This is a genomic window from Franzmannia qiaohouensis (assembly GCF_031451695.1).
Classification (GTDB): domain Bacteria; phylum Pseudomonadota; class Gammaproteobacteria; order Pseudomonadales; family Halomonadaceae; genus Franzmannia; species Franzmannia qiaohouensis.
Genome location: NZ_JARWAM010000001.1, coordinates 1 through 17,117 on the forward strand (window position 1 = coordinate 1; position 17,117 = coordinate 17,117).

The 17,117-nt window shown below is 67.4% G+C and carries 16 protein-coding genes; 11 read left to right on the forward strand and 5 right to left on the reverse strand.

Going from position 1 to position 17,117, the window contains the following annotated elements; all coding sequences use genetic code 11:
• Positions 1–422: 422 nt before the first annotated feature.
• A complete protein-coding gene (gene tyrS, locus QC821_RS00005; protein ID WP_309715223.1) occupies positions 423–1,622 on the reverse strand; it encodes a tyrosine--tRNA ligase in 1,200 nt (399 codons plus the stop codon).
• A 121-nt stretch (positions 1,623–1,743) separates the two neighbouring features.
• On the opposite strand from tyrS, the gene QC821_RS00010 reads away from it, so the two are divergent.
• Positions 1,744–2,874 carry an anhydro-N-acetylmuramic acid kinase gene (locus tag QC821_RS00010; protein WP_309715226.1) on the forward strand — a complete coding sequence of 377 codons (1,131 nt, stop codon included), beginning with the start codon at positions 1,744–1,746 and terminating at the stop codon, positions 2,872–2,874.
• Here the strand turns inward: QC821_RS00010 and QC821_RS00015 are convergent.
• Complete coding sequence (locus QC821_RS00015) at positions 2,871–4,007, reverse strand: PilT/PilU family type 4a pilus ATPase (RefSeq protein WP_309715229.1); 1,137 nt, start codon at positions 4,005–4,007, stop codon at positions 2,871–2,873. The two genes, QC821_RS00010 and QC821_RS00015, sit on opposite strands and share 4 nt — an antisense overlap.
• A gap of 36 nt (positions 4,008–4,043) precedes the next feature.
• Positions 4,044–5,078 carry a type IV pilus twitching motility protein PilT gene (locus QC821_RS00020; protein ID WP_309715232.1) on the reverse strand — a complete coding sequence of 345 codons (1,035 nt, stop codon included), beginning with the start codon at positions 5,076–5,078 and terminating at the stop codon, positions 4,044–4,046.
• A gap of 35 nt (positions 5,079–5,113) precedes the next feature.
• Here QC821_RS00020 and QC821_RS00025 point away from each other — a divergent pair, with 35 nt between their 5' ends.
• Genes QC821_RS00025 through QC821_RS00045 form a run of 5 tightly spaced genes read left to right on the forward strand, consistent with a single transcriptional unit; the run spans position 5,114 to position 8,703 of the window.
• Complete coding sequence (locus QC821_RS00025) at positions 5,114–5,821, forward strand: YggS family pyridoxal phosphate-dependent enzyme (RefSeq protein ID WP_309715235.1); 708 nt, start codon at positions 5,114–5,116, stop codon at positions 5,819–5,821.
• A gap of 48 nt (positions 5,822–5,869) precedes the next feature.
• Positions 5,870–6,460 carry a YggT family protein gene (locus QC821_RS00030; protein WP_309715238.1) on the forward strand — a complete coding sequence of 197 codons (591 nt, stop codon included), beginning with the start codon at positions 5,870–5,872 and terminating at the stop codon, positions 6,458–6,460.
• Positions 6,461–6,483: 23 nt separating this feature from the next.
• Positions 6,484–7,638: a homoserine O-succinyltransferase MetX gene (metX, locus tag QC821_RS00035; protein ID WP_309715241.1), complete on the forward strand. Its 1,155-nt coding sequence runs from the start codon at positions 6,484–6,486 to the stop codon at positions 7,636–7,638.
• Positions 7,638–8,237, forward strand: a complete 600-nt coding sequence (gene metW, locus QC821_RS00040) for a methionine biosynthesis protein MetW (protein ID WP_095620785.1) — start codon at positions 7,638–7,640, stop codon at positions 8,235–8,237. The genes metX and metW overlap by 1 nt, the downstream gene beginning before the upstream one ends.
• A gap of 16 nt (positions 8,238–8,253) precedes the next feature.
• Positions 8,254–8,703: a DUF4426 domain-containing protein gene (locus tag QC821_RS00045; RefSeq protein ID WP_309715247.1), complete on the forward strand. Its 450-nt coding sequence runs from the start codon at positions 8,254–8,256 to the stop codon at positions 8,701–8,703.
• On the opposite strand, the gene sfsA is transcribed toward QC821_RS00045, so the two are convergent.
• Positions 8,688–9,449 (reverse strand): DNA/RNA nuclease SfsA, encoded by a 762-nt coding sequence (gene sfsA / locus QC821_RS00050; protein WP_309715250.1) that lies wholly within the window; start codon positions 9,447–9,449, stop codon positions 8,688–8,690. The genes QC821_RS00045 and sfsA overlap by 16 nt on opposite strands.
• A complete protein-coding gene (locus QC821_RS00055; protein WP_309715253.1) occupies positions 9,449–10,615 on the reverse strand; it encodes an aminotransferase class I/II-fold pyridoxal phosphate-dependent enzyme in 1,167 nt (388 codons plus the stop codon). Before QC821_RS00055 ends, sfsA begins: the two co-directional genes overlap by 1 nt.
• Positions 10,616–10,861: 246 nt before the next feature.
• Here QC821_RS00055 and dksA point away from each other — a divergent pair, with 246 nt between their 5' ends.
• From dksA to QC821_RS00080, 5 genes are all read left to right on the forward strand, one after another.
• Entirely contained in the window at positions 10,862–11,299 is a 438-nt protein-coding gene (gene dksA / locus QC821_RS00060; protein ID WP_076746118.1) for an RNA polymerase-binding protein DksA, read from the forward strand.
• Positions 11,300–11,374: 75 nt separating this feature from the next.
• The gene (gluQRS, locus tag QC821_RS00065; RefSeq protein ID WP_309715261.1) at positions 11,375–12,262 is read left to right on the forward strand and encodes a tRNA glutamyl-Q(34) synthetase GluQRS; all 888 of its coding nucleotides are present in this window, start codon (positions 11,375–11,377) and stop codon (positions 12,260–12,262) included.
• A gap of 35 nt (positions 12,263–12,297) precedes the next feature.
• Complete coding sequence (locus QC821_RS00070) at positions 12,298–12,474, forward strand: hypothetical protein (RefSeq protein ID WP_163501664.1); 177 nt, start codon at positions 12,298–12,300, stop codon at positions 12,472–12,474.
• Positions 12,464–15,421 (forward strand): ATP-binding protein, encoded by a 2,958-nt coding sequence (locus QC821_RS00075; protein WP_309715266.1) that lies wholly within the window; start codon positions 12,464–12,466, stop codon positions 15,419–15,421. Before QC821_RS00070 ends, QC821_RS00075 begins: the two co-directional genes overlap by 11 nt.
• The gene (locus QC821_RS00080; RefSeq protein ID WP_309715269.1) at positions 15,399–16,787 is read left to right on the forward strand and encodes a sigma-54-dependent transcriptional regulator; all 1,389 of its coding nucleotides are present in this window, start codon (positions 15,399–15,401) and stop codon (positions 16,785–16,787) included. Before QC821_RS00075 ends, QC821_RS00080 begins: the two co-directional genes overlap by 23 nt.
• Positions 16,788–17,117 lie beyond the last annotated feature (330 nt).

Sequence of the window (17,117 nt, forward strand, 5' to 3'; positions counted from 1 at the left end):
GGCGTATTCTACAGAAGCAGCGTGGCATGTCAAGCCGTGGCGGGGAGCGTCATATCGATAGAACCGATCTCGTCTCGTCCTGCCAGGCGTCTTGCGACGCGCTGCCGAGTGGTGCGCATTCTACCGTCTCCGGCGGGCCTGTCAATCGCTTTCTCTTTCTACCCGACAAGAAAAAACCCAACAAAACCAACTGCTTGCACCTCTCTCTACCGCTACCAACGTATGCCCGTCGGCAGCAGCGGATGCGTACTTTACGGCTTTACCTTGAGGCCCGCAAGCCCTCGGCGAAGAAAAACTTATCCACACCCCGCAAGCCGCGAGCACCTGTGGATAGCTGCCCGCGAACAGCGGCCCGCCAGGCGGGCCATGCAGACGACAACGCCCGCACGGGGCGGGCGTTTCAAGACGAACTCATGCCAGCGTCAGACGAGGGTCACCCGGGCATAGCGCTTCTTGCCGGCCTGAATGACGTAGGCCTTGCCGGTATCGAGCATATGCTCTTTGGCCACCACCTCGCCGTCGACCTTGACCCGGCCGTTGCCCAGCATGTCCTTGGCCTGGGCGCTGTTGTTGGCGAGCCCCGAACGATTGAGCACCGCGGCGATCGGCGCCTGGGGGCTACCTTCGAAATCAACCTCGACCTCGGGCAGGTCCTCAGGCAGCTCACCCTCGGCGAGCTGATTGCCCGCCGACTTGTGGGCATTGGCCGCCGCGTCTTCACCGTGATAGCGGGCGATCAGTTCCCGGGCCAGGATCATCTTGATATCGCGCGGGTTAGCGCCCTGCTCGGCATCGCGCTTGAGCGCCTCGATCTCCTCATTACTCTTCAGCGAAAGCAGCTCGAAGTAGCGCCACATCAGGCTGTCCGGCATGGAGACCAGCTTGTTGAACATCGAGCCCGGGGCCTCGTCGACGCCGACATAATTGCCCAGCGACTTGGACATCTTCTGCACGCCGTCGAGGCCCTCGAGCAGCGGCATGGTGATCACCACCTGGGGCTCCATGCCGAAGTGCTTCTGTATCTCACGGCCCATCAGCAGGTTGAACTTCTGGTCGGTACCGCCCAGCTCGATATCTGCCTCGAGCGCCACCGAGTCGTAGCCCTGTACCAGTGGGTAGAGGAATTCGTGGATCGAAATTGGTTGCCCCGACTTGTAGCGCTTGTCGAAGTCATCGCGCTCGAGCATGCGCGCCACGGTGCTCTGGGCCGCCAGCTCGATCATCTTGGCCGCCGACAGTTCACCGAACCACTCGGCGTTGAAGCGCACCTCGGTCTTGTCGGGATCGAGGATCTTGAACACCTGCTGACGGTAGGTATCGGCGTTGGCCTTGACCTCGGCCTCGGTGAGCGGCTTGCGCGTGACGTTCTTGCCCGTCGGGTCACCGATGCGCCCGGTGAAATCGCCAATCAGGAAGATGACCTCATGCCCGAGATCCTGGAACTGGCGCATTTTGGTCAGCAGTACGCTGTGGCCCAGGTGCAGGTCCGGCGCGGTTGGGTCGAACCCCGCCTTGATACGCAGCGTGCGACCGGAGGCGAGCTTCTTCTTCAGCTCGTCTTCCAGCAGAATCTCGTGGCTGCCACGTTGCAATAGCGCCAGGGCGCTCGCGACATCGATCATCGTCTCCTACTCCCGTCAAGGCGGTGAATCCGCTCACAAAATGATGCGCAATGGTAGCATGTCTTATCCACTATCGGTGACGCCCCACCGCCCATACCGAGCCGCGCTCAGGGAGCCGTACATGCCACGTTTTCTGGGATTGATGTCGGGCACCAGCCTCGACGCCATCGATGCGGCGCTGCTGCACGTCGACGACAGCGGCCGGCTGAGCCTCGAGCAGACCCACGCCGAACCGCTGCCACCGCCGCTGCGCCAGCGGCTGCTCAGGCTGTGCCAGGCCGACTCGGTAAGCTTTGCCGAGCTGGCCTATCTCGAGGACGCCTTCTGCCATCACCAGGCCAGCGCCGCGTCACGCTTGCTCGATAGCGCCGGCCTCACGCCAGGCGATATCGAGGCCATCGGCAGCCACGGCCAGACCGTCGAGCACGCCCCCTACGGCCATGCCGGCGGCCCGGCCTATACGCTGCAGCTCGACAACCCGAGCCTGCTGGCCGAGCTTACCGGCTGCGCGGTAGTCGCCGACTTCCGCCGCCGCGACCTGGCCGCCGGCGGCCAGGCCGCCCCGCTGGCCCCGGCCTTTCACGAGGCGGTGTTTCGCCACCCCAGCGAATGGCGGCTGGTGCTCAACCTGGGCGGCTTTGCCAACCTGACCCTGCTGCCGCCGCTGGACAGCGAGGCCCAGGTTATCGGCTTCGATAGCGGGCCCGCCAACGCCCTGCTGGATGCCTGGCACCAGCGCCACCGCGGCGGGAGCTTCGATGCCGACGGCGCCTGGGCGGCGGCGGGAAGCGTCGATGAAGCGTTGCTCGAGCGTCTGCTGGGCGAGCCGTTCTTCCATCGCCCGCCGCCGCGCAGCACCGGACGCGAGGTGTTCCATCTCGCATGGCTCGAAAGCCACCTGACCGGCAAGGAGCGCCCGGTTGACGTGCAGGCGACCCTGGCAGAATTGACCGCCACCAGCGTGGTGCTGGGTATCGAGATGGCGCGGGAGCTCAGCGCCGCGCCGCCGGCTTCAGCGCTTATCCCCTGCGGCGGTGGTGCCCACAACCATGACCTGCTCGGCCGCCTGGCTCGCCGCCTACCCGATACCGCCCTGATGCCCAGCAGCGACTGGGGCTGGCCGGCCGACTGGCTCGAGGCCGCGGCCTTCGCCTGGCTGGCCTGGCAGCGCCTCGCCGGGCGACCCGGCAACCTGCCCTCGGTGACCGGCGCCGCCGGGGCGCGGGTACTGGGCGGCCTCTACTCACCTTAGAAGTCGTCTTCGTCGCGCAACTTCAGATGGCCGGCATCCTCCTTGAGCTGCTCGATGCCGCCACTATCGCCGAATTTGATCATCAAGCGCAGGTCGTTGGCCGAGTCGGCATGCACCAGCGCCGCCTCCTGGCTGATCACGCCTTCGCGGTAGAGGTCATAGAGGGCCTGGTCGAAGGTCTGCATGCCCAGGTCGCGTGACCGCGCCATGATGTTCTTGATTTCCCCCACGTCGCCTTTGCGGATCAGATCGCTGACCAGCGGCGAGCGCAGCATGATCTCGATCGCCGCACGGCGGCCGCCGTCGCGAGTCGGCAGCAGCTGCTGGGCGACGATGGCCTGCAGGTTGAGCGACAGGTCGAGCCAGATCTGGTCGTGTCGCTCGGCGGGAAAGAAGTTGATGATGCGATCCAGCGCCTGATTGGCATTGTTGGCATGCAGCGTGGCCAGGCACAGGTGACCGGTCTCGGCAAAGGTCAGCGCGTGCTCCATGGTCTCGCGGGTGCGCACCTCGCCGATCAGAATCACGTCCGGCGCCTGGCGCAGGGTGTTCTTCAGCGCCACCTCGAAGGACTCGGTGTCGATCCCCACCTCGCGCTGGTTGATGATCGCCTTCTTGTGCGGGTGGATGTATTCGATCGGATCCTCGATGGTGATGATATGTCCACCCAGCGTCTCGTTGCGCTGCTGAATCATCGACGCCAGGGTGGTCGACTTGCCGGTACCGGTGCCGCCGACCACGAACACCAGGCCGCGCTTGGCATTGACCAGCTCACCCAGTGCCGGAGGCAGCGCCAGCTCCTCGAGATGCGGGATATCAAAGGCGATGCGACGCAGCACCATGGCCGGCTGGTTGCGCTGCTGGAAGGCGCTGACGCGGAAGCGCCCCTGGCCCGGTAGGCTGAGGGCGAAGTTAGCCTCCTGTTCGGCGGCGAAGCGCTGGCGCTGGTTGTCAGGCATGGCGGCCTTGACCAGCTCAGCGACCTGGGCCTGGGACAAGCCCTGCTCGCCCAGCGCGGTGAGCTTGCCGGCCACCTTCAGGGTCGGCGGCGCGCCGACGGAAATCAGCAGGTCGGACGCCTGCTGCTCGACGATAATCTGCAGCAGCTGCTGCAACCACTCATTGGCGGTCATGATGCCCCCTTGCGCATGGCGTTATTGTGGGACGAGTCAGGCACCCAGCGTGCCCTTGGCCTTGGCCTGGGCCTCTTCGCGGGTCACCGACCCCTCGCCGATCAGCTTCGCCAGCGAAGCGTCGAGGGTCTGCATACCCAGGTTGCCGCCGGTCTGGATCGCCGAGTAGATCTGCGCCACCTTGTCTTCACGGATCAGGTTGCGCACCGCCGAGGTGGCCACCAGGATCTCGTGGGCGGCGATACGCCCCCCGCCCTGGCGCTTGAGCAGGGTCTGCGACACCACGCCCTGCAGCGACTCGGAGAGCATCGAGCGCACCATGGACTTCTCGTCGCCGGGGAACACATCGATGATACGGTCGATGGTCTTGGCCGCCGAGGTGGTATGCAGGGTGCCGAACACCAGGTGGCCGGTCTCGGCGGCGGTCAGCGCCAGGCGGATGGTCTCCAGGTCGCGCATCTCGCCGACCAGGATCACGTCCGGGTCCTCGCGCAGGGCACTGCGCAGCGCCGGGGCAAAGCCGTGGGTATCGCGATGCACCTCGCGCTGGTTGATCAGGCAGCGCTTGCTGCGGTGGACGAATTCCACCGGGTCCTCGATGGTCAGAATATGGTCGTAGCGGGTGTCGTTGATGAAGTCGATGAGTGCCGCAAGCGTGGTACTCTTGCCCGAACCGGTGGGGCCGGTGACCAGCACCAGGCCGCGCGGCAGCAGGGCCAGGCGACGAAACACATCGCCCAGGCCAAGATCCTCCATGGTCAGCACCTCGGAGGGGATGGTGCGGAATACCGCGCCGGCGCCGCGACCGTGATTGAAGGCGTTGACACGGAAGCGCGCCACCCCCGGCACCTCGAAGGAGAAGTCGGTCTCGAGGAACTCCTCGTAGTCGCGGCGCTGGCGATCTCCCATGATGTCGTAGATCAGCTTGCGCACCTCACGGTCGTCCATGGCCGCCACGTTGAGGCGGCGAATGTCGCCATCGACCCGGATCATCGGCGGCAGCCCGGCCGATAGATGCAGGTCGGAGGCGTTCTGCTTTGCCGAAAACGCCAGCAATTCGGTAATATCCATGGACTTTCCCCGCTCCCAGTAAGGTCGTTATCAGTATGACAGAGGTTGCGATTGACGAGACACTCGAGGCCGCGCGCCAGCGCCTGGCGCGCGCCCTGGACGCAGCGGGACGTCCCCCCCACGCCGCCGAGCTGCTGGCGGTAAGCAAGACCAAGCCGGCGGACCTGATCCGCGCGGCCCACGCATGCGGCCAGCGCGCCTTCGGCGAGAACTACCTGCAGGAAGCGCTGGACAAGCAGCAGGCACTGGCCGACCTCGATGACATCGTGTGGCATTTCATTGGCCCGCTGCAATCCAACAAGACCCGCCAGGTCGCCGAGCACTTCGCCTGGGTGCACAGCATCGAGCGGGAGAAGATTGCCCGTCGGCTCAGCGAGCAGCGCCCCGCGGATCTTGCGCCACTCAACGTCTGCCTGCAGGTCAATATCAGCGCCGAGGAGAGCAAGGCCGGCGTCAGCCTCGACGCACTGCCGGCGCTGGCAGAGGCCGTCATGGCGCTGCCGCGCCTGCGGCTGCGCGGCCTGATGGCGATTCCTGCGCCAAGCGACGACCCGCAGCGCCAGCGCCAGCCCTTCGCCCGGCTGCGCCTCGCCCTCGAGGATCTCCAGGCGCGTCACCCCGAGGCGCCGCTGGACACCCTGTCGATGGGCATGAGCGACGACCTGGAAGCGGCCGTGGCCGAAGGCGCGACCCAGGTACGCCTGGGCACCGCGATCTTCGGCCAGCGCCCGCCACGAGACTGACCCGGCAACCGCCGCCAACAACCAACACCCAACTGCAAGGAGCCCCGCATGGGCAATCAACTGGGAAGCGCAGGACTGCTACTGGTCAATACCCTGGTCAATATCTACCTGTTCCTGATGATGCTGCGCTTTCTGCTGCAGGCATCCCGCGCCGACTACTACAACCCCATCAGCCAGTCGGTGGTCAAGATCACCCAGCCGGCGGTGCGCCCCTTCCAAGGGCTACTGAGCCCGGTGGGCCCCTTCGACCTGGCCACCCTGGCGTCGGCCCTGCTGATCAAGGCGGTGAGCATCGTGGTGATCCTGCAGATCGCCGGGTTCGGCATGCCGCCCATCGCCGGGATCGCCATCGCCAGCGTTGCGGCACTGGCCAACGCCATCCTCAAGATCTACTTCTTCGCGCTGATCGCCATGATCATCCTCAGCTGGGTGGCTCCCAATGCCAGCCATCCCGGGGCCCTGCTGATCATGCAGCTGGTCGAGCCGATCATGGCCCCGGTACGCAAGGTGATTCCGCCGCTAGGCATGATCGACCTGTCGCCGATCGTGGTATTCATCGGCATCAGCCTGATCGACGGCATCGTGGTCGGCGCGCTGACCCGTGCTGCTGGCATACCCGGCGCCCTGGTCGGCCTGTGACAGCCAAGGAGTCGACACGTCCGATGTCCGAGTTCGCCCCCGATTCGGTCGGCCTGGTGACGCCGCAGACCGCGCGCTTCGACGATCCGCTCGAGCTGGCCTGCGGACGCACACTGCCCGGCTACGAGCTGGTCTACGAGACCTATGGCACCCTCAATGCCGCGCGCAGCAACGCGGTGCTGATCTGCCATGCGCTGTCCGGCCATCATCATGCCGCCGGCTACCACAGCAGCGACGAACGCAAGCCCGGCTGGTGGGATGCGCACATCGGCCCCGGCAAGTCGATCGACACCGAGCGCTTCTTCGTCATCTCGCTCAACAACCTCGGCGGCTGCCACGGCAGCACCGGCCCGACCAGCGCCAACCCCGACACCGGCCGCCAGTGGGGCCCTGACTTCCCGATGATTACCGTCGAGGACTGGGTGCACAGCCAGGCGCGCCTGGCCGACCGGCTGGGCATCCAGCGCTTTGCCGCGGTGGTTGGCGGCAGCCTTGGCGGCATGCAGGTGCTGCAGTGGACGCTGGCCTACCCCGAGCGTATCGCCAACGCCGTGGTGATCGCCGCCACGCCCAAGCTGTCGGCACAGAACATCGCCTTCAACGAGGTCGCGCGCCAGGCGATTCGCTCCGACCCCGACTTCTTTGACGGCTGGTACGCCGAGCACGCCACGTTGCCCAAGCGCGGCCTCAAGCTGGCGCGCATGGTGGGGCATATCACCTACCTGTCGGAAGACGCCATGGGCAGCAAGTTCGGCCGCGACCTGCGCAGCGACGACCTCAACTTCGGCTTCGACGTGGAGTTCCAGGTCGAGTCCTATCTGCGCTATCAGGGCGACACCTTCTCGACCTCGTTCGACGCCAACACCTACCTGTTGATGACCAAGGTGCTCGACTACTTCGACCCCGCTGCCAGCCACGGCGGCGACCTGGCCCGCGCCCTGGCGCCGGCCAGCTGCCCGTTCCTGGTGGTCAGCTTCTCCACCGACTGGCGCTTCACGCCGTCGCGCTCGCGGGAGCTGGTCGACGCGCTGATTCGCGCCGGCAAGCGGGTCAGCTATGCCAATATCGACTCGCCCCATGGCCACGACGCCTTCCTGCTGCCCGAGCCGCGCTATCAGGCGGTCTTTGGCGGCTTCATGGCCCGCGTGGCACGCGATCTCGATCTGGAGGGCAAGTGATGCGCGCCGACCTTGCGCTGATTCACCGCTGGGTGCCCGAGGGCGCTCGTATTCTCGACCTGGGCTGCGGCGACGGCACCCTGCTCGACGCCCTGGCCCGCGACAAGAACGTCACCGGTTACGGCCTGGAGATCGATCCCGACGGCATCACCGCCTGCGTCGCCAAGGGCGTCAATGTCATCGAGCAGAACCTCGACGACGGCCTGGCCAACTTCGACGACGATGCCTGCGACCTGGTGGTCATGACCCAGGCGCTGCAGGCGCTGCGCCGCCCCGACCTGATGCTCGACGAGATGCTGCGCGTTGCCGGGGAGTGCATCATCACCTTTCCCAACTTCGCGTTCTGGCGCCACCGCGCCTACCTCGGCTTCAAGGGCTACATGCCGGTCTCCAAGACGCTGCCCCACGCCTGGTACGACACCCCCAATATCCACCTGTCGACCTTCAACGACTTTGAACGCCTGTGCCGCGACAAGGGTCTGATCATCACCGACCGCGCCGTGGGCAACGGTGGCGGCGAAGGCAACTGGACCACGCGCCTGTGGCCCAACCTGTTTGGCGAAACGGCGATCTTTCGGGTCAGTCGCCGTACCCCGTGATCGAAGGAGGAGGAGCATGCGTAGCGCGATTCTCGCCGGTCTTGGCCTGGCCGCGTGGCTGCTGAGCCCGCTGGCCGGCGCCCAGCAGTTCGAACAAGTCGGCGACTACCAGGTCCACTACAGCGCCGTTAATACCAGCTTCCTCAGCGACGAGATCGCCGAGGAATACGCCATCCAGCGCAGCCCCGCCCATGCACTGCTCAACGTCAGCGTGGTGGAAGAGCAGGACGACGGCAGCACCCGTCCGGTCAATGTCGCGGTCAGCGGCAGCGCCGGGCCACTCTCGGGCAGCCAATCGGCGCTGGCGTTTCGCAACGTGCGCGGTGCCGACGATACCCGCGCCCAGATCGCCACCTTTCGCATCCACGACGACGAACCGATGCGCTTCGACCTCGATGTGACCTACGACCGCAACCGCGAGCCGCAGCGGGTCAGCTTCATTCAGCGCTTCTATATCGAGCGCTGATCCGGCGCCACGAGCGTGCGCGCCAGCCTCACCGGCAGGCGCTGCGCCAGCCGAATCGCGCGGGGTACGCCCGCCTCGCGCTCGACCGCGCAGCGGTAGGCCAGCACCTCGACGCCTCGCTCGGCGACCTCGCGCAGCGTCGCCGCATAGGCCGGGTCGAGGTGCGCCGCCGGCGCCACCGCGTCGATGCCCTCGTGGGCCACGCAGAACAGCAACACCGCCCGCTGCCCCTCGGCGGCGAGGCGCGCCAGCGCCGTGAGGTGCTTGCGGCCGCGCTCGCTCACCGCATCGGGAAAATAGCCGTGGCCGTCGCTCTCCTTGAGGGTGACCTGCTTGACCTCGACATAGGTCGCACCACCGTCAGCCGCGTCGAGACGGAAATCGAGGCGGCTCTCCGCTACTGTCGCCTCGCGCCTGAGCGTCTCGAAACCGGCCAGCGGCGCGATGACACCGTCGCGCAGCGCCTCCTCGACGATGGCGTTGGCGCGCCCGGTCTGCACCGAGGCCGTGGCCAGGCCATCGTCCGCCTGGGGCAGCTCGATCAGCTCCCAGGTCCAGGCCAGCTTGCGCTTGGGGTTGTCGCTGGGCGACAGCCACACCCGGCAGCCAGGCACGTTGACCGCGCGCATCGAGCCGGTGTTGGGGCAGTGGGCGACCACCACCCGTCCGTCGTCGAGCTCGATATCGGCAAGAAAACGCTTGTAGCGCCGCAGCAGGGTGCCGGGCACCAGTGCTGGATACTCCATCACGCCCCCTGGCGGGCCAGGAAGCGCTCGAGGCGCTGCAGCGCTTCCCCGAGCCTGGCCACGTCAGTGGTGAAGGCAATGCGCACGTGGTGCTCGCCGCCGCGCACGGCGAAATCGATGCCCGGGGTGATCGCCACGCCCTCCTCGGCCAGCAGCCGCCGGCAGAACGCCTGGCTGTCGTGGCTGTAGCGGGCGATATCGAGCCACACATAGAAGGCGCCCTGGGGCGCCAGCGACGGCGCCAGACCGAGCCGCGCCAGCCCCGCCAGCAGCGCGTCGCGGCGCCGGCCGAGCTCGCGGCGCTGGGCCTCGAGAATCTCCCGGCACTCGGGGGTGAAGGCCGCCAACGCGGCGTACTGGGACGGTGTCGGGGCCGCCAGGAAGACATTCTGCGCCAGCCGCGTGAGCGGCTCCACCGCGGCCTCGGGCGCCACCAGCCAGCCCAGCCGCCAGCCGGTCATGCCGAAGTACTTGGAGAAGCTGTTGACCACGAATGCCTCGGGCGCCAGCGCGGTGGCCGAGAGTGGCTCCAGGTCATAGCTGAGCCCCTGGTAGATCTCGTCGACCAGCAGCTCACCGCCGCGTGACGCCACCGCCTGGGCCACCGCCGTGAGCTGGGCGGCATCCAGCATGTGCCCGGTGGGGTTGGAGGGCGAGGCCAGCATCGCCAGCCGTGTATCGTCGCGCCAGTGACGCTCGACCAGCGCCGCGTCGAGCTGCCAGCCGCTGTCGTCGCCCACCGAGACGCAGTCCAACTCGGCGCCGGCCATGCTCATGAAGTGACGATTGCAGGGATAGTTGGGGTCGGCCATCAGCACCCGGTCGCCGTGCTCCACCAGCAGCTGGCTGGCCAGCAGCAGCGCACCGGAGGCGCCGGGCGTCACGATGATCCGCGCCGGGTCGACCTCCGCGTCGAAGTGCTCGCGATAGTGGCCGCTGATCGCTTCGCGCAGCGCCGGCAACCCGGCCGCCGGCGTGTAGCGCGTGCGCCCCTCGGCAAGCGCCTGCTGGCCGGCGGCCATCACCGGTGCCGGGGTGGCAAAGTCGGGCTCGCCGACCTCCAGGTGAATCACGTCGGCCCCTCTCGCCTCCAGGGCCTGGGCCGCCTCGAGCAGGCCCATCACGCGAAAAGGCTGAACACTCGCCAGCCGGCCACTCCACCGCATTGCCATCCTCCTGTGTCACGCCTTGTTCCGGCACCTTGGCGCCACTCGTGTGGTCGAATCCCTAGTGTAAGCGGACTCACCCGCCTTGCGCAGCGTCATGGAAAGTATAAAAAGAGGGCCATGACGTCACAGGCAGTGGTTGCAAAGGCGGCGTTTTTTCGCTAAACAAGCAAACCTTTGGCACAAGTGTCTCTCAGCTTGGGTCAGGGTATTGTTCAGCAGTCACACAAGTAACGAGGCAGCCCCATGCCAGTAGCAGCCAAGAAAACGGAAGCGCCCAAGAAATTCACCCCCTACGAGCCGGCGGCGGGTGAAGAGTACATGAACGAGAAGCAGCTCGAGCACTTCCGACAGATCCTGCTGGGCTGGAAGCAGGAGCTCATGGAAGAGGTCGATCGCACCGTGCGCCACCTGCAGGAAGAGGCCAACAACTACGCCGACCCGGCGGATCGCGCCACTCAGGAAGAGGGCTTCAGCCTCGAGCTGCGCACTCGCGACCGCGAGCGCAAGCTGCTCAAGAAGATCAACGAGACCATCGACAAGATCGACGAGGACGACTACGGCTTCTGTGAAGCCTGCGGCGTCGAGATCGGCATCCGCCGCCTCGAGGCGCGCCCCACCGCCACGCTATGCGTCGACTGCAAGACGCTAGCGGAACTCAAGGAAAAGCAGCTGGGCGGCTAACGTCATGCGACCGGCACATACCCATCACGGCAACGGGCACCCAAGCGGTGCCCGTTGCGCTGTTGGGGTAGCGCCATGAGCGTCTACCGCGGCCGCTTTGCGCCGACGCCCTCGGGCCCGCTGCACTTCGGCTCGCTGGTAGCGGCACTCGGCAGCTACCTGGATGCCCGCCACGCCGGCGGGGCGTGGCTGCTGCGCATCGAGGACATCGACCCGCCGCGCTGCCCGCCCGGCGCCGCCGACACCATCCTGCGCCAGCTGGAGGCCTTCGGCCTGCACTGGGACGGCCCCGTGCACTACCAGAGCCAGCGCAACGCCGCCTACCAGGCCGCCCTCGAGCGGCTGATCAGCGCGGGCCTCGCTTACCCGTGCAGCTGTTCGCGCAAGCAGTGGCGCGACTATGCCATCTACCCCGGCTGGTGCCGCCACGGCGTGCGCGAGCCCCACAAGCCCCAGGCCTGGCGGCTGCGCAGCGACCTCGGGCTACGCCCGGTGGCATGGCAGGACCGGCTGTTCGGCGACCAGCGCTTCGACCCCGCCGAGCTCGGCGACGTGGTGCTCAAGCGCAAGGACGCGCTGTGGGCCTATCAGCTGGCGGTGGTGGTCGACGATGCCGAACAGGGCATCAGCGACGTGGTGCGCGGCCTCGACCTGCTCGACAATACCCCCTGGCAGTGCCAGCTGCAGGTCGCCTTGGGCTACCCCGAACCGCGCTATCTGCACCTGCCGCTAATCGTCGCCGCCAACGGCCAGAAGCTCTCCAAGCAGAACCTGGCGCCAGCGCTGCCCGACGACGACGGTGCCGCGTTGCGCCGCCTGCTGCACCGGGCACTGCTGGCCCTCGACCAGGCCCCGGACCCGGCCGCGGGCGAGGCGCCGGTGGCCGAGCAATTGACCCAGGCGGTGCACGACTGGGATCCACGCAGGCTCGCCGCCGAACGCCACCGGCGCGACACGAGCTGATACCATCGGCGCATCGGTATCGTTCGAGGACGCCCATGTACGTCTACCGCATCATGCTGTTCCTGGTGTTCGGCGGCTACCTGCTGTCGCCACTGCTGATGAGCGGCTGGGCCAGCCCCGACACCGCCTGGTATCGCCCGTTCCTGATCTGGGCCGGGCTGATCGCCCTGACCGTGTGGCTGGAGCAGAAGAGGAAGCTCGATGAGCGCTAGCCTCAGCGTTCCCGCCGTGCTGCTGCTCGGCAGCGGCTATCTGGCGCTGCTGTTTCTCTGCGCGCTGGCGGTAGAGCGTGGCTGGGTGCCATCGCGTATCGCCCGCCATCCGGCGGTGTATACCCTGGCGCTGGGGGTCTACGCCAGCGCCTGGGCGATCTACGGCAGCCTCGAGCTGGCCAGCGCCGCCGGCTACGGCTACCTCGCCTACTACCTCGGCGTGGCCGGCGCCTTCCTGCTCGCCCCGGTGCTGCTGCTGCCGATCCAGCGCATGACCCGCACCCATCAGCTGTCGTCGCTGGCCGACCTGTTCGCCTTCCGCTTTCGCTCGCGCTGGGTCGGCAGCTTGATCACCCTGGTCAGCCTGCTGGCGGTGCTGCCGCTCCTCGCCCTGCAGGTGCAGACTCTGGGCAGCGCCATTCACCTGATGACCGGCAGCGCCACACCGGCGCTGCTGGCGCTGGGGTTCTGTGCGCTGATCGCACTCTTCGCGATCCTCTTCGGCGCCCGCCACACCCGGCTCCACGCCCGTCACGACACCCTGCTGGCGACCATCGCCGTGGAGTCGCTGGTCAAGCTCGCCGCCATGCTGGCGCTGGGCGGCGTGGCACTGTTCGGCATCTTCGACGGCCCCGCCGACCTGCAGGCCTGGCTCGACGGGCCGGGCCTGGCCCAGCAGGCCGCCATCCCGCCCCTCGACCCGGCCCACTGGCGCACCCTGCTGCTGCTGTTCTTTGCCGCGGCCTTCCTGATGCCGCACATGTTCCACATGACCTTCGCCGAGACGCTGTCGCGGCGCGCGCTGCTGCAGGCCGGCTGGAGCCTGCCGCTCTACCTGCTGCTGATGGCGCTGCCGGTGCCGCTGATCCTGTGGGGCGCCCAGCGCGTCGGCGCCGACCCCGCGCTGCTCGGCAACGCCTACCTGGCGTTCGGCCTGGCCGACGTCTGGTGGGTCGACGCGCTGGCCTTCATCGCCGGCCTGGCCGCGGCCAGCGGCACCATGATCATCATCGCGCTGGCGCTGTCGGGGATGATCCTCAACCATATCGTGCTGGTCGCCCACCCGCCGACCTACCAACCCGACCTCTATCGCTGGCTACGCTGGCTGCGCCGCGCGCTGATCGCCGCGGTGATCTTCGGTGGCTGGCTGCTGTATCGCACGGTCGGCGTGCATCACGACCTCACCGCGCTGGGCATTACCGCTTTCGTCGGCATGGCCCAGTGCCTGCCCGGCATGCTGGCGGTGCTCTACTGGCCGGGGGCCAATCGCAAGGGCATGGTCTCGGGGCTGCTGGTGGGGGTGTCGATCTGGCTCGCCGGGCTGTGGCTGCCGCTGCTCACCGCCCAGCCAGGGCTGGTGATCATCCCGCCGGGGCTCGAAGCGCTGGAGGGCGAGCCGGCCTGGTACGTGGTGACGCTGCTGGCCCTGGCCGCCAACATCATCACCTTCATCCTGGTGTCGCTGCTCACCCGCACCTCCGCAGGTGAGCGCGCCGCCGCCGAGGCCTGCTCGGTGGATGCGGTGATCCGCCCCAAGCGCCTGCCGCTGAGTGCCGCCAACGGCGCCGAGTTTCAGCACCAGCTGGCCCAGGCGCTGGGCGAGGAGGTCGCCGAACGCGAAGTCACCCGCGCCCTCGGCGCGCTGCGCATGAGTGCCGACGACGGCCGCCCCTACGCCCTGAGACGGCTGCGCGACCGCATCCAGGCCAACCTGTCGGGGCTGATGGGCCCCTCGGTGGCCCAGGACATCGTTGACCGTTTCCTGCCCTACCAGCGCAACGGCCAGGCCGAGACCGACGACATCCACTTCGTCGAAAGCCGCCTCGAGGCCTACCGTTCGCGCCTCACCGGCCTGGCCCGCGAGCTCGACGGCCTGCGCCGCTACCACCGCCGCACCCTGACCCAGCTACCCATCGGCCTGTGCGCCTTCGGCGACGACGGTGAGCTGCTGATGTGGAACGACGCCCTGGCCGAACTCTCCGGCATCAGTGGCGCCAGCGTCATCGGCGCGCGTCGCGACAGCCTGCCGTCCCCCTGGGGGGAGCTGCTCGGACGCATCCTCGAGCAGCAGCACAGTCATCTCTACAAGCAGCAGGTCAGCTTGACCCAGGGCACCCGCTACCTGACCCTGCACAAGGCGGTGCTGCAGCCCGGCGACGCCGAACGCGGCGGCAGCGTGATCCTGGTCGAGGACCACAGCGAGATGAAGTGGCTGGAGGATGAGCTGGTTCACGCCGCGCGGCTGGCCTCGATCGGCCAGCTGTCGGCGGGTGTCGCCCACGAGATCGGCAATCCCATCACCGGCATCTCGTCACTGGCCCAGAACCTGCGCTACGACACCGACGACCCCGAGGTGCTGGAGACCGCGGTGCAGATCCAGCAGCTCACCGACCGCGTCTCGCGCATCGTCTCCTCGCTGGTCGGCTTCGCCCACGGCGGACGTCACGTCCAGGGCACCGTGTTCCAGCCGGTGGTGCTGGCCGAGATCGGCGACGAGGCGCTGCACTTGATCCATCTCGCACGCTCGGGCGAGGATGTGGGGTATCGTAACCTGTGCCCGCCGGCGCTGACGGTCGACGGCGACGCCCAACGGCTGGTACAGGTGCTGGTCAACTTGCTCAATAATGCCCGTGATGCCAGCCCTGCGGGAGGCGAAGTGACCATCGATGCCTACCGCGACGGCGACGGCGTCAGCCTGACGGTCAGCGACCAGGGGCCGGGCATCGCTGCCGAGATCCGCGACCACCTGTTCGAGCCCTTCACCACCACCAAGGCGCCCGGTGAAGGAACCGGCCTCGGCCTGCCGCTGGTCTACAGCATCATCGCCGAGCATCACGGCCAGATTCATATCGACTCGCCGCCCCCCGGGCGCGACGCCGGCACCCGCATTCGCCTGTGGCTGCCCATCACCAGAGAGGACGGCAATGAGCCGGATTCTGATCGTTGAAGACGAGAGCATCATTCGCAGCGCCTTGAAGCGCCTGCTCGAACGTCACGACTACCAAGTCAGCGAGGCCGGCTCGGTGGACGACGCCCTGGCTCTCGACCCGCAGCGCTTCGACCTGGTGATCAGCGACCTGCGCCTGCCCGGCGAACCGGGGACCGCGCTGATCGACGCCGCCGCCCCGGTGCCGGTGCTGATCATGACCAGCTACGCCAGCATGCGCTCGGCGGTAGACGCCCTCAAGCAGGGCGCCCTGGACTATATCGCCAAGCCCTTCGACCACGATGAGCTGCTCGAGACCGTGGCCAAGGCACTCGAGTCGAGTGCCAGCCAAAGCGCCCCGCCGGCGGCGAGTGCCAGCCAAGCCTCCACCCAGACCATGATCGGCAACTGTGCCGCCATGCAGGTGGTGTATACACGTATTCGCAAGACCGCCCCGGCAGACGTCACGGTACTGATTCAGGGCGAGTCGGGCACCGGCAAGGAGCTGGTGGCCAGGGCCATCCACCAGCAGAGCCGGCGCGCCCGCGCGCCGCTGATCTGCGTCAACTGTGCGGCGATCCCCGAGACACTGATCGAGTCCGAGCTGTTCGGCCACGAGAAGGGCGCCTTCACCGGCGCCAGCGCGGCGCGTACCGGCCTGGTCGAAGCCGCCGACAGCGGCACCTTGTTCCTCGATGAGATCGGCGAACTGCCGCTCGACGCCCAGGCGCGCCTGCTGCGGGTACTCCAGGAGGGCGAGATCCGCAAGATCGGCTCGGTGGAAACGCGCCATGTCGACGTGCGCCTGATCGCCGCCACGCACCGCGATCTGCGCGCGCTGTCGAAGACCGGCGAGTTCCGCCTCGACCTCTACTACCGCCTCAACGTGATGCAGATCGACCTGCCGCCGCTGCGCGAGCGTGACGACGATATCCTGACCCTCGCCGATGTGCTGCTCGACGGCGCCTGCAAGCGCCACGGGCGGTGTGGGCTCAAGCTGTCGCGGGCAGCACGTCGCGAGATTCGCGACTACCCCTGGCCAGGCAACGTCCGCGAGCTGGAGAACGCCCTCGAGCGCGGCGTGATCCTCGCCGAGGGCCACCTGATACACCCCGACGACCTGGGCCTCCACCCGAGCCCCGCGGCGCGTCCGGCCCAGCCCAGCAGCCAGCCGTCACACGCCGGCAGCGCGGCCGCCGAGGGCACCAGCGAGGAAGACCTGTCGCTGGAGGACTACTTCCAGCACTTCGTGCTCGAGCACCAGGACCAGATGAGCGAGACCGAGCTCGCCCAGAAGCTCGGCATCAGCCGCAAATGCCTCTGGGAGCGTCGCCAGCGGCTCGGTATTCCGCGCAAGAAGAGCGCCCGCAGTCGCGCCGCCGGCTAACCGGCCGGCACAACCCGACCATGGTCTAAGCGCCTTCGCCCTGCTCAGCGAAGGCGTTTTTGGCTCGGCAGCCAGCGTCCGTGCACCAGTTGTTACCATCCCACACAGGAATTGCCCCAGCATGGCTCCCCGGGGGTAACACAGCGGCCCCCCACATCGCCGCAAGCTTATGCGACGTAGACTAACCCACTGTAAATAAAGATGATTACGCATCGTGGCACGGTCACTGCTATATCTTAGGGCAAGAAAAACAACATCCGGACGCTGTCTCCTGCCACGTAACAACAACAACAAGCCTGCGTCGAGCTACGACACGCGAGCATTCGGTAG

What these genes read in the sequence shown, in the direction of transcription:
- QC821_RS00075 (WP_309715266.1), top strand. Translation starts at nt 12,464, where the DNA reads ATGAGCGCTAGCCTCAGCGTTCCCGCCGTGCTGCTGCTCGGCAGCGGC.
- QC821_RS00055 (WP_309715253.1), bottom strand. Translation starts at nt 10,615, where the DNA reads ATGCGGTGGAGTGGCCGGCTGGCGAGTGTTCAGCCTTTTCGCGTGATG.
- gluQRS (WP_309715261.1), top strand. Translation starts at nt 11,375, where the DNA reads ATGAGCGTCTACCGCGGCCGCTTTGCGCCGACGCCCTCGGGCCCGCTG.
- QC821_RS00045 (WP_309715247.1), top strand. Translation starts at nt 8,254, where the DNA reads ATGCGTAGCGCGATTCTCGCCGGTCTTGGCCTGGCCGCGTGGCTGCTG.
- QC821_RS00030 (WP_309715238.1), top strand. Translation starts at nt 5,870, where the DNA reads ATGGGCAATCAACTGGGAAGCGCAGGACTGCTACTGGTCAATACCCTG.
- QC821_RS00025 (WP_309715235.1), top strand. Translation starts at nt 5,114, where the DNA reads ATGACAGAGGTTGCGATTGACGAGACACTCGAGGCCGCGCGCCAGCGC.
- QC821_RS00015 (WP_309715229.1), bottom strand. Translation starts at nt 4,007, where the DNA reads ATGACCGCCAATGAGTGGTTGCAGCAGCTGCTGCAGATTATCGTCGAG.
- QC821_RS00020 (WP_309715232.1), bottom strand. Translation starts at nt 5,078, where the DNA reads ATGGATATTACCGAATTGCTGGCGTTTTCGGCAAAGCAGAACGCCTCC.
- QC821_RS00010 (WP_309715226.1), top strand. Translation starts at nt 1,744, where the DNA reads ATGCCACGTTTTCTGGGATTGATGTCGGGCACCAGCCTCGACGCCATC.
- metX (WP_309715241.1), top strand. Translation starts at nt 6,484, where the DNA reads ATGTCCGAGTTCGCCCCCGATTCGGTCGGCCTGGTGACGCCGCAGACC.
- QC821_RS00080 (WP_309715269.1), top strand. Translation starts at nt 15,399, where the DNA reads ATGAGCCGGATTCTGATCGTTGAAGACGAGAGCATCATTCGCAGCGCC.
- tyrS (WP_309715223.1), bottom strand. Translation starts at nt 1,622, where the DNA reads ATGATCGATGTCGCGAGCGCCCTGGCGCTATTGCAACGTGGCAGCCAC.
- metW (WP_095620785.1), top strand. Translation starts at nt 7,638, where the DNA reads ATGCGCGCCGACCTTGCGCTGATTCACCGCTGGGTGCCCGAGGGCGCT.
- QC821_RS00070 (WP_163501664.1), top strand. Translation starts at nt 12,298, where the DNA reads ATGTACGTCTACCGCATCATGCTGTTCCTGGTGTTCGGCGGCTACCTG.
- sfsA (WP_309715250.1), bottom strand. Translation starts at nt 9,449, where the DNA reads ATGGAGTATCCAGCACTGGTGCCCGGCACCCTGCTGCGGCGCTACAAG.
- dksA (WP_076746118.1), top strand. Translation starts at nt 10,862, where the DNA reads ATGCCAGTAGCAGCCAAGAAAACGGAAGCGCCCAAGAAATTCACCCCC.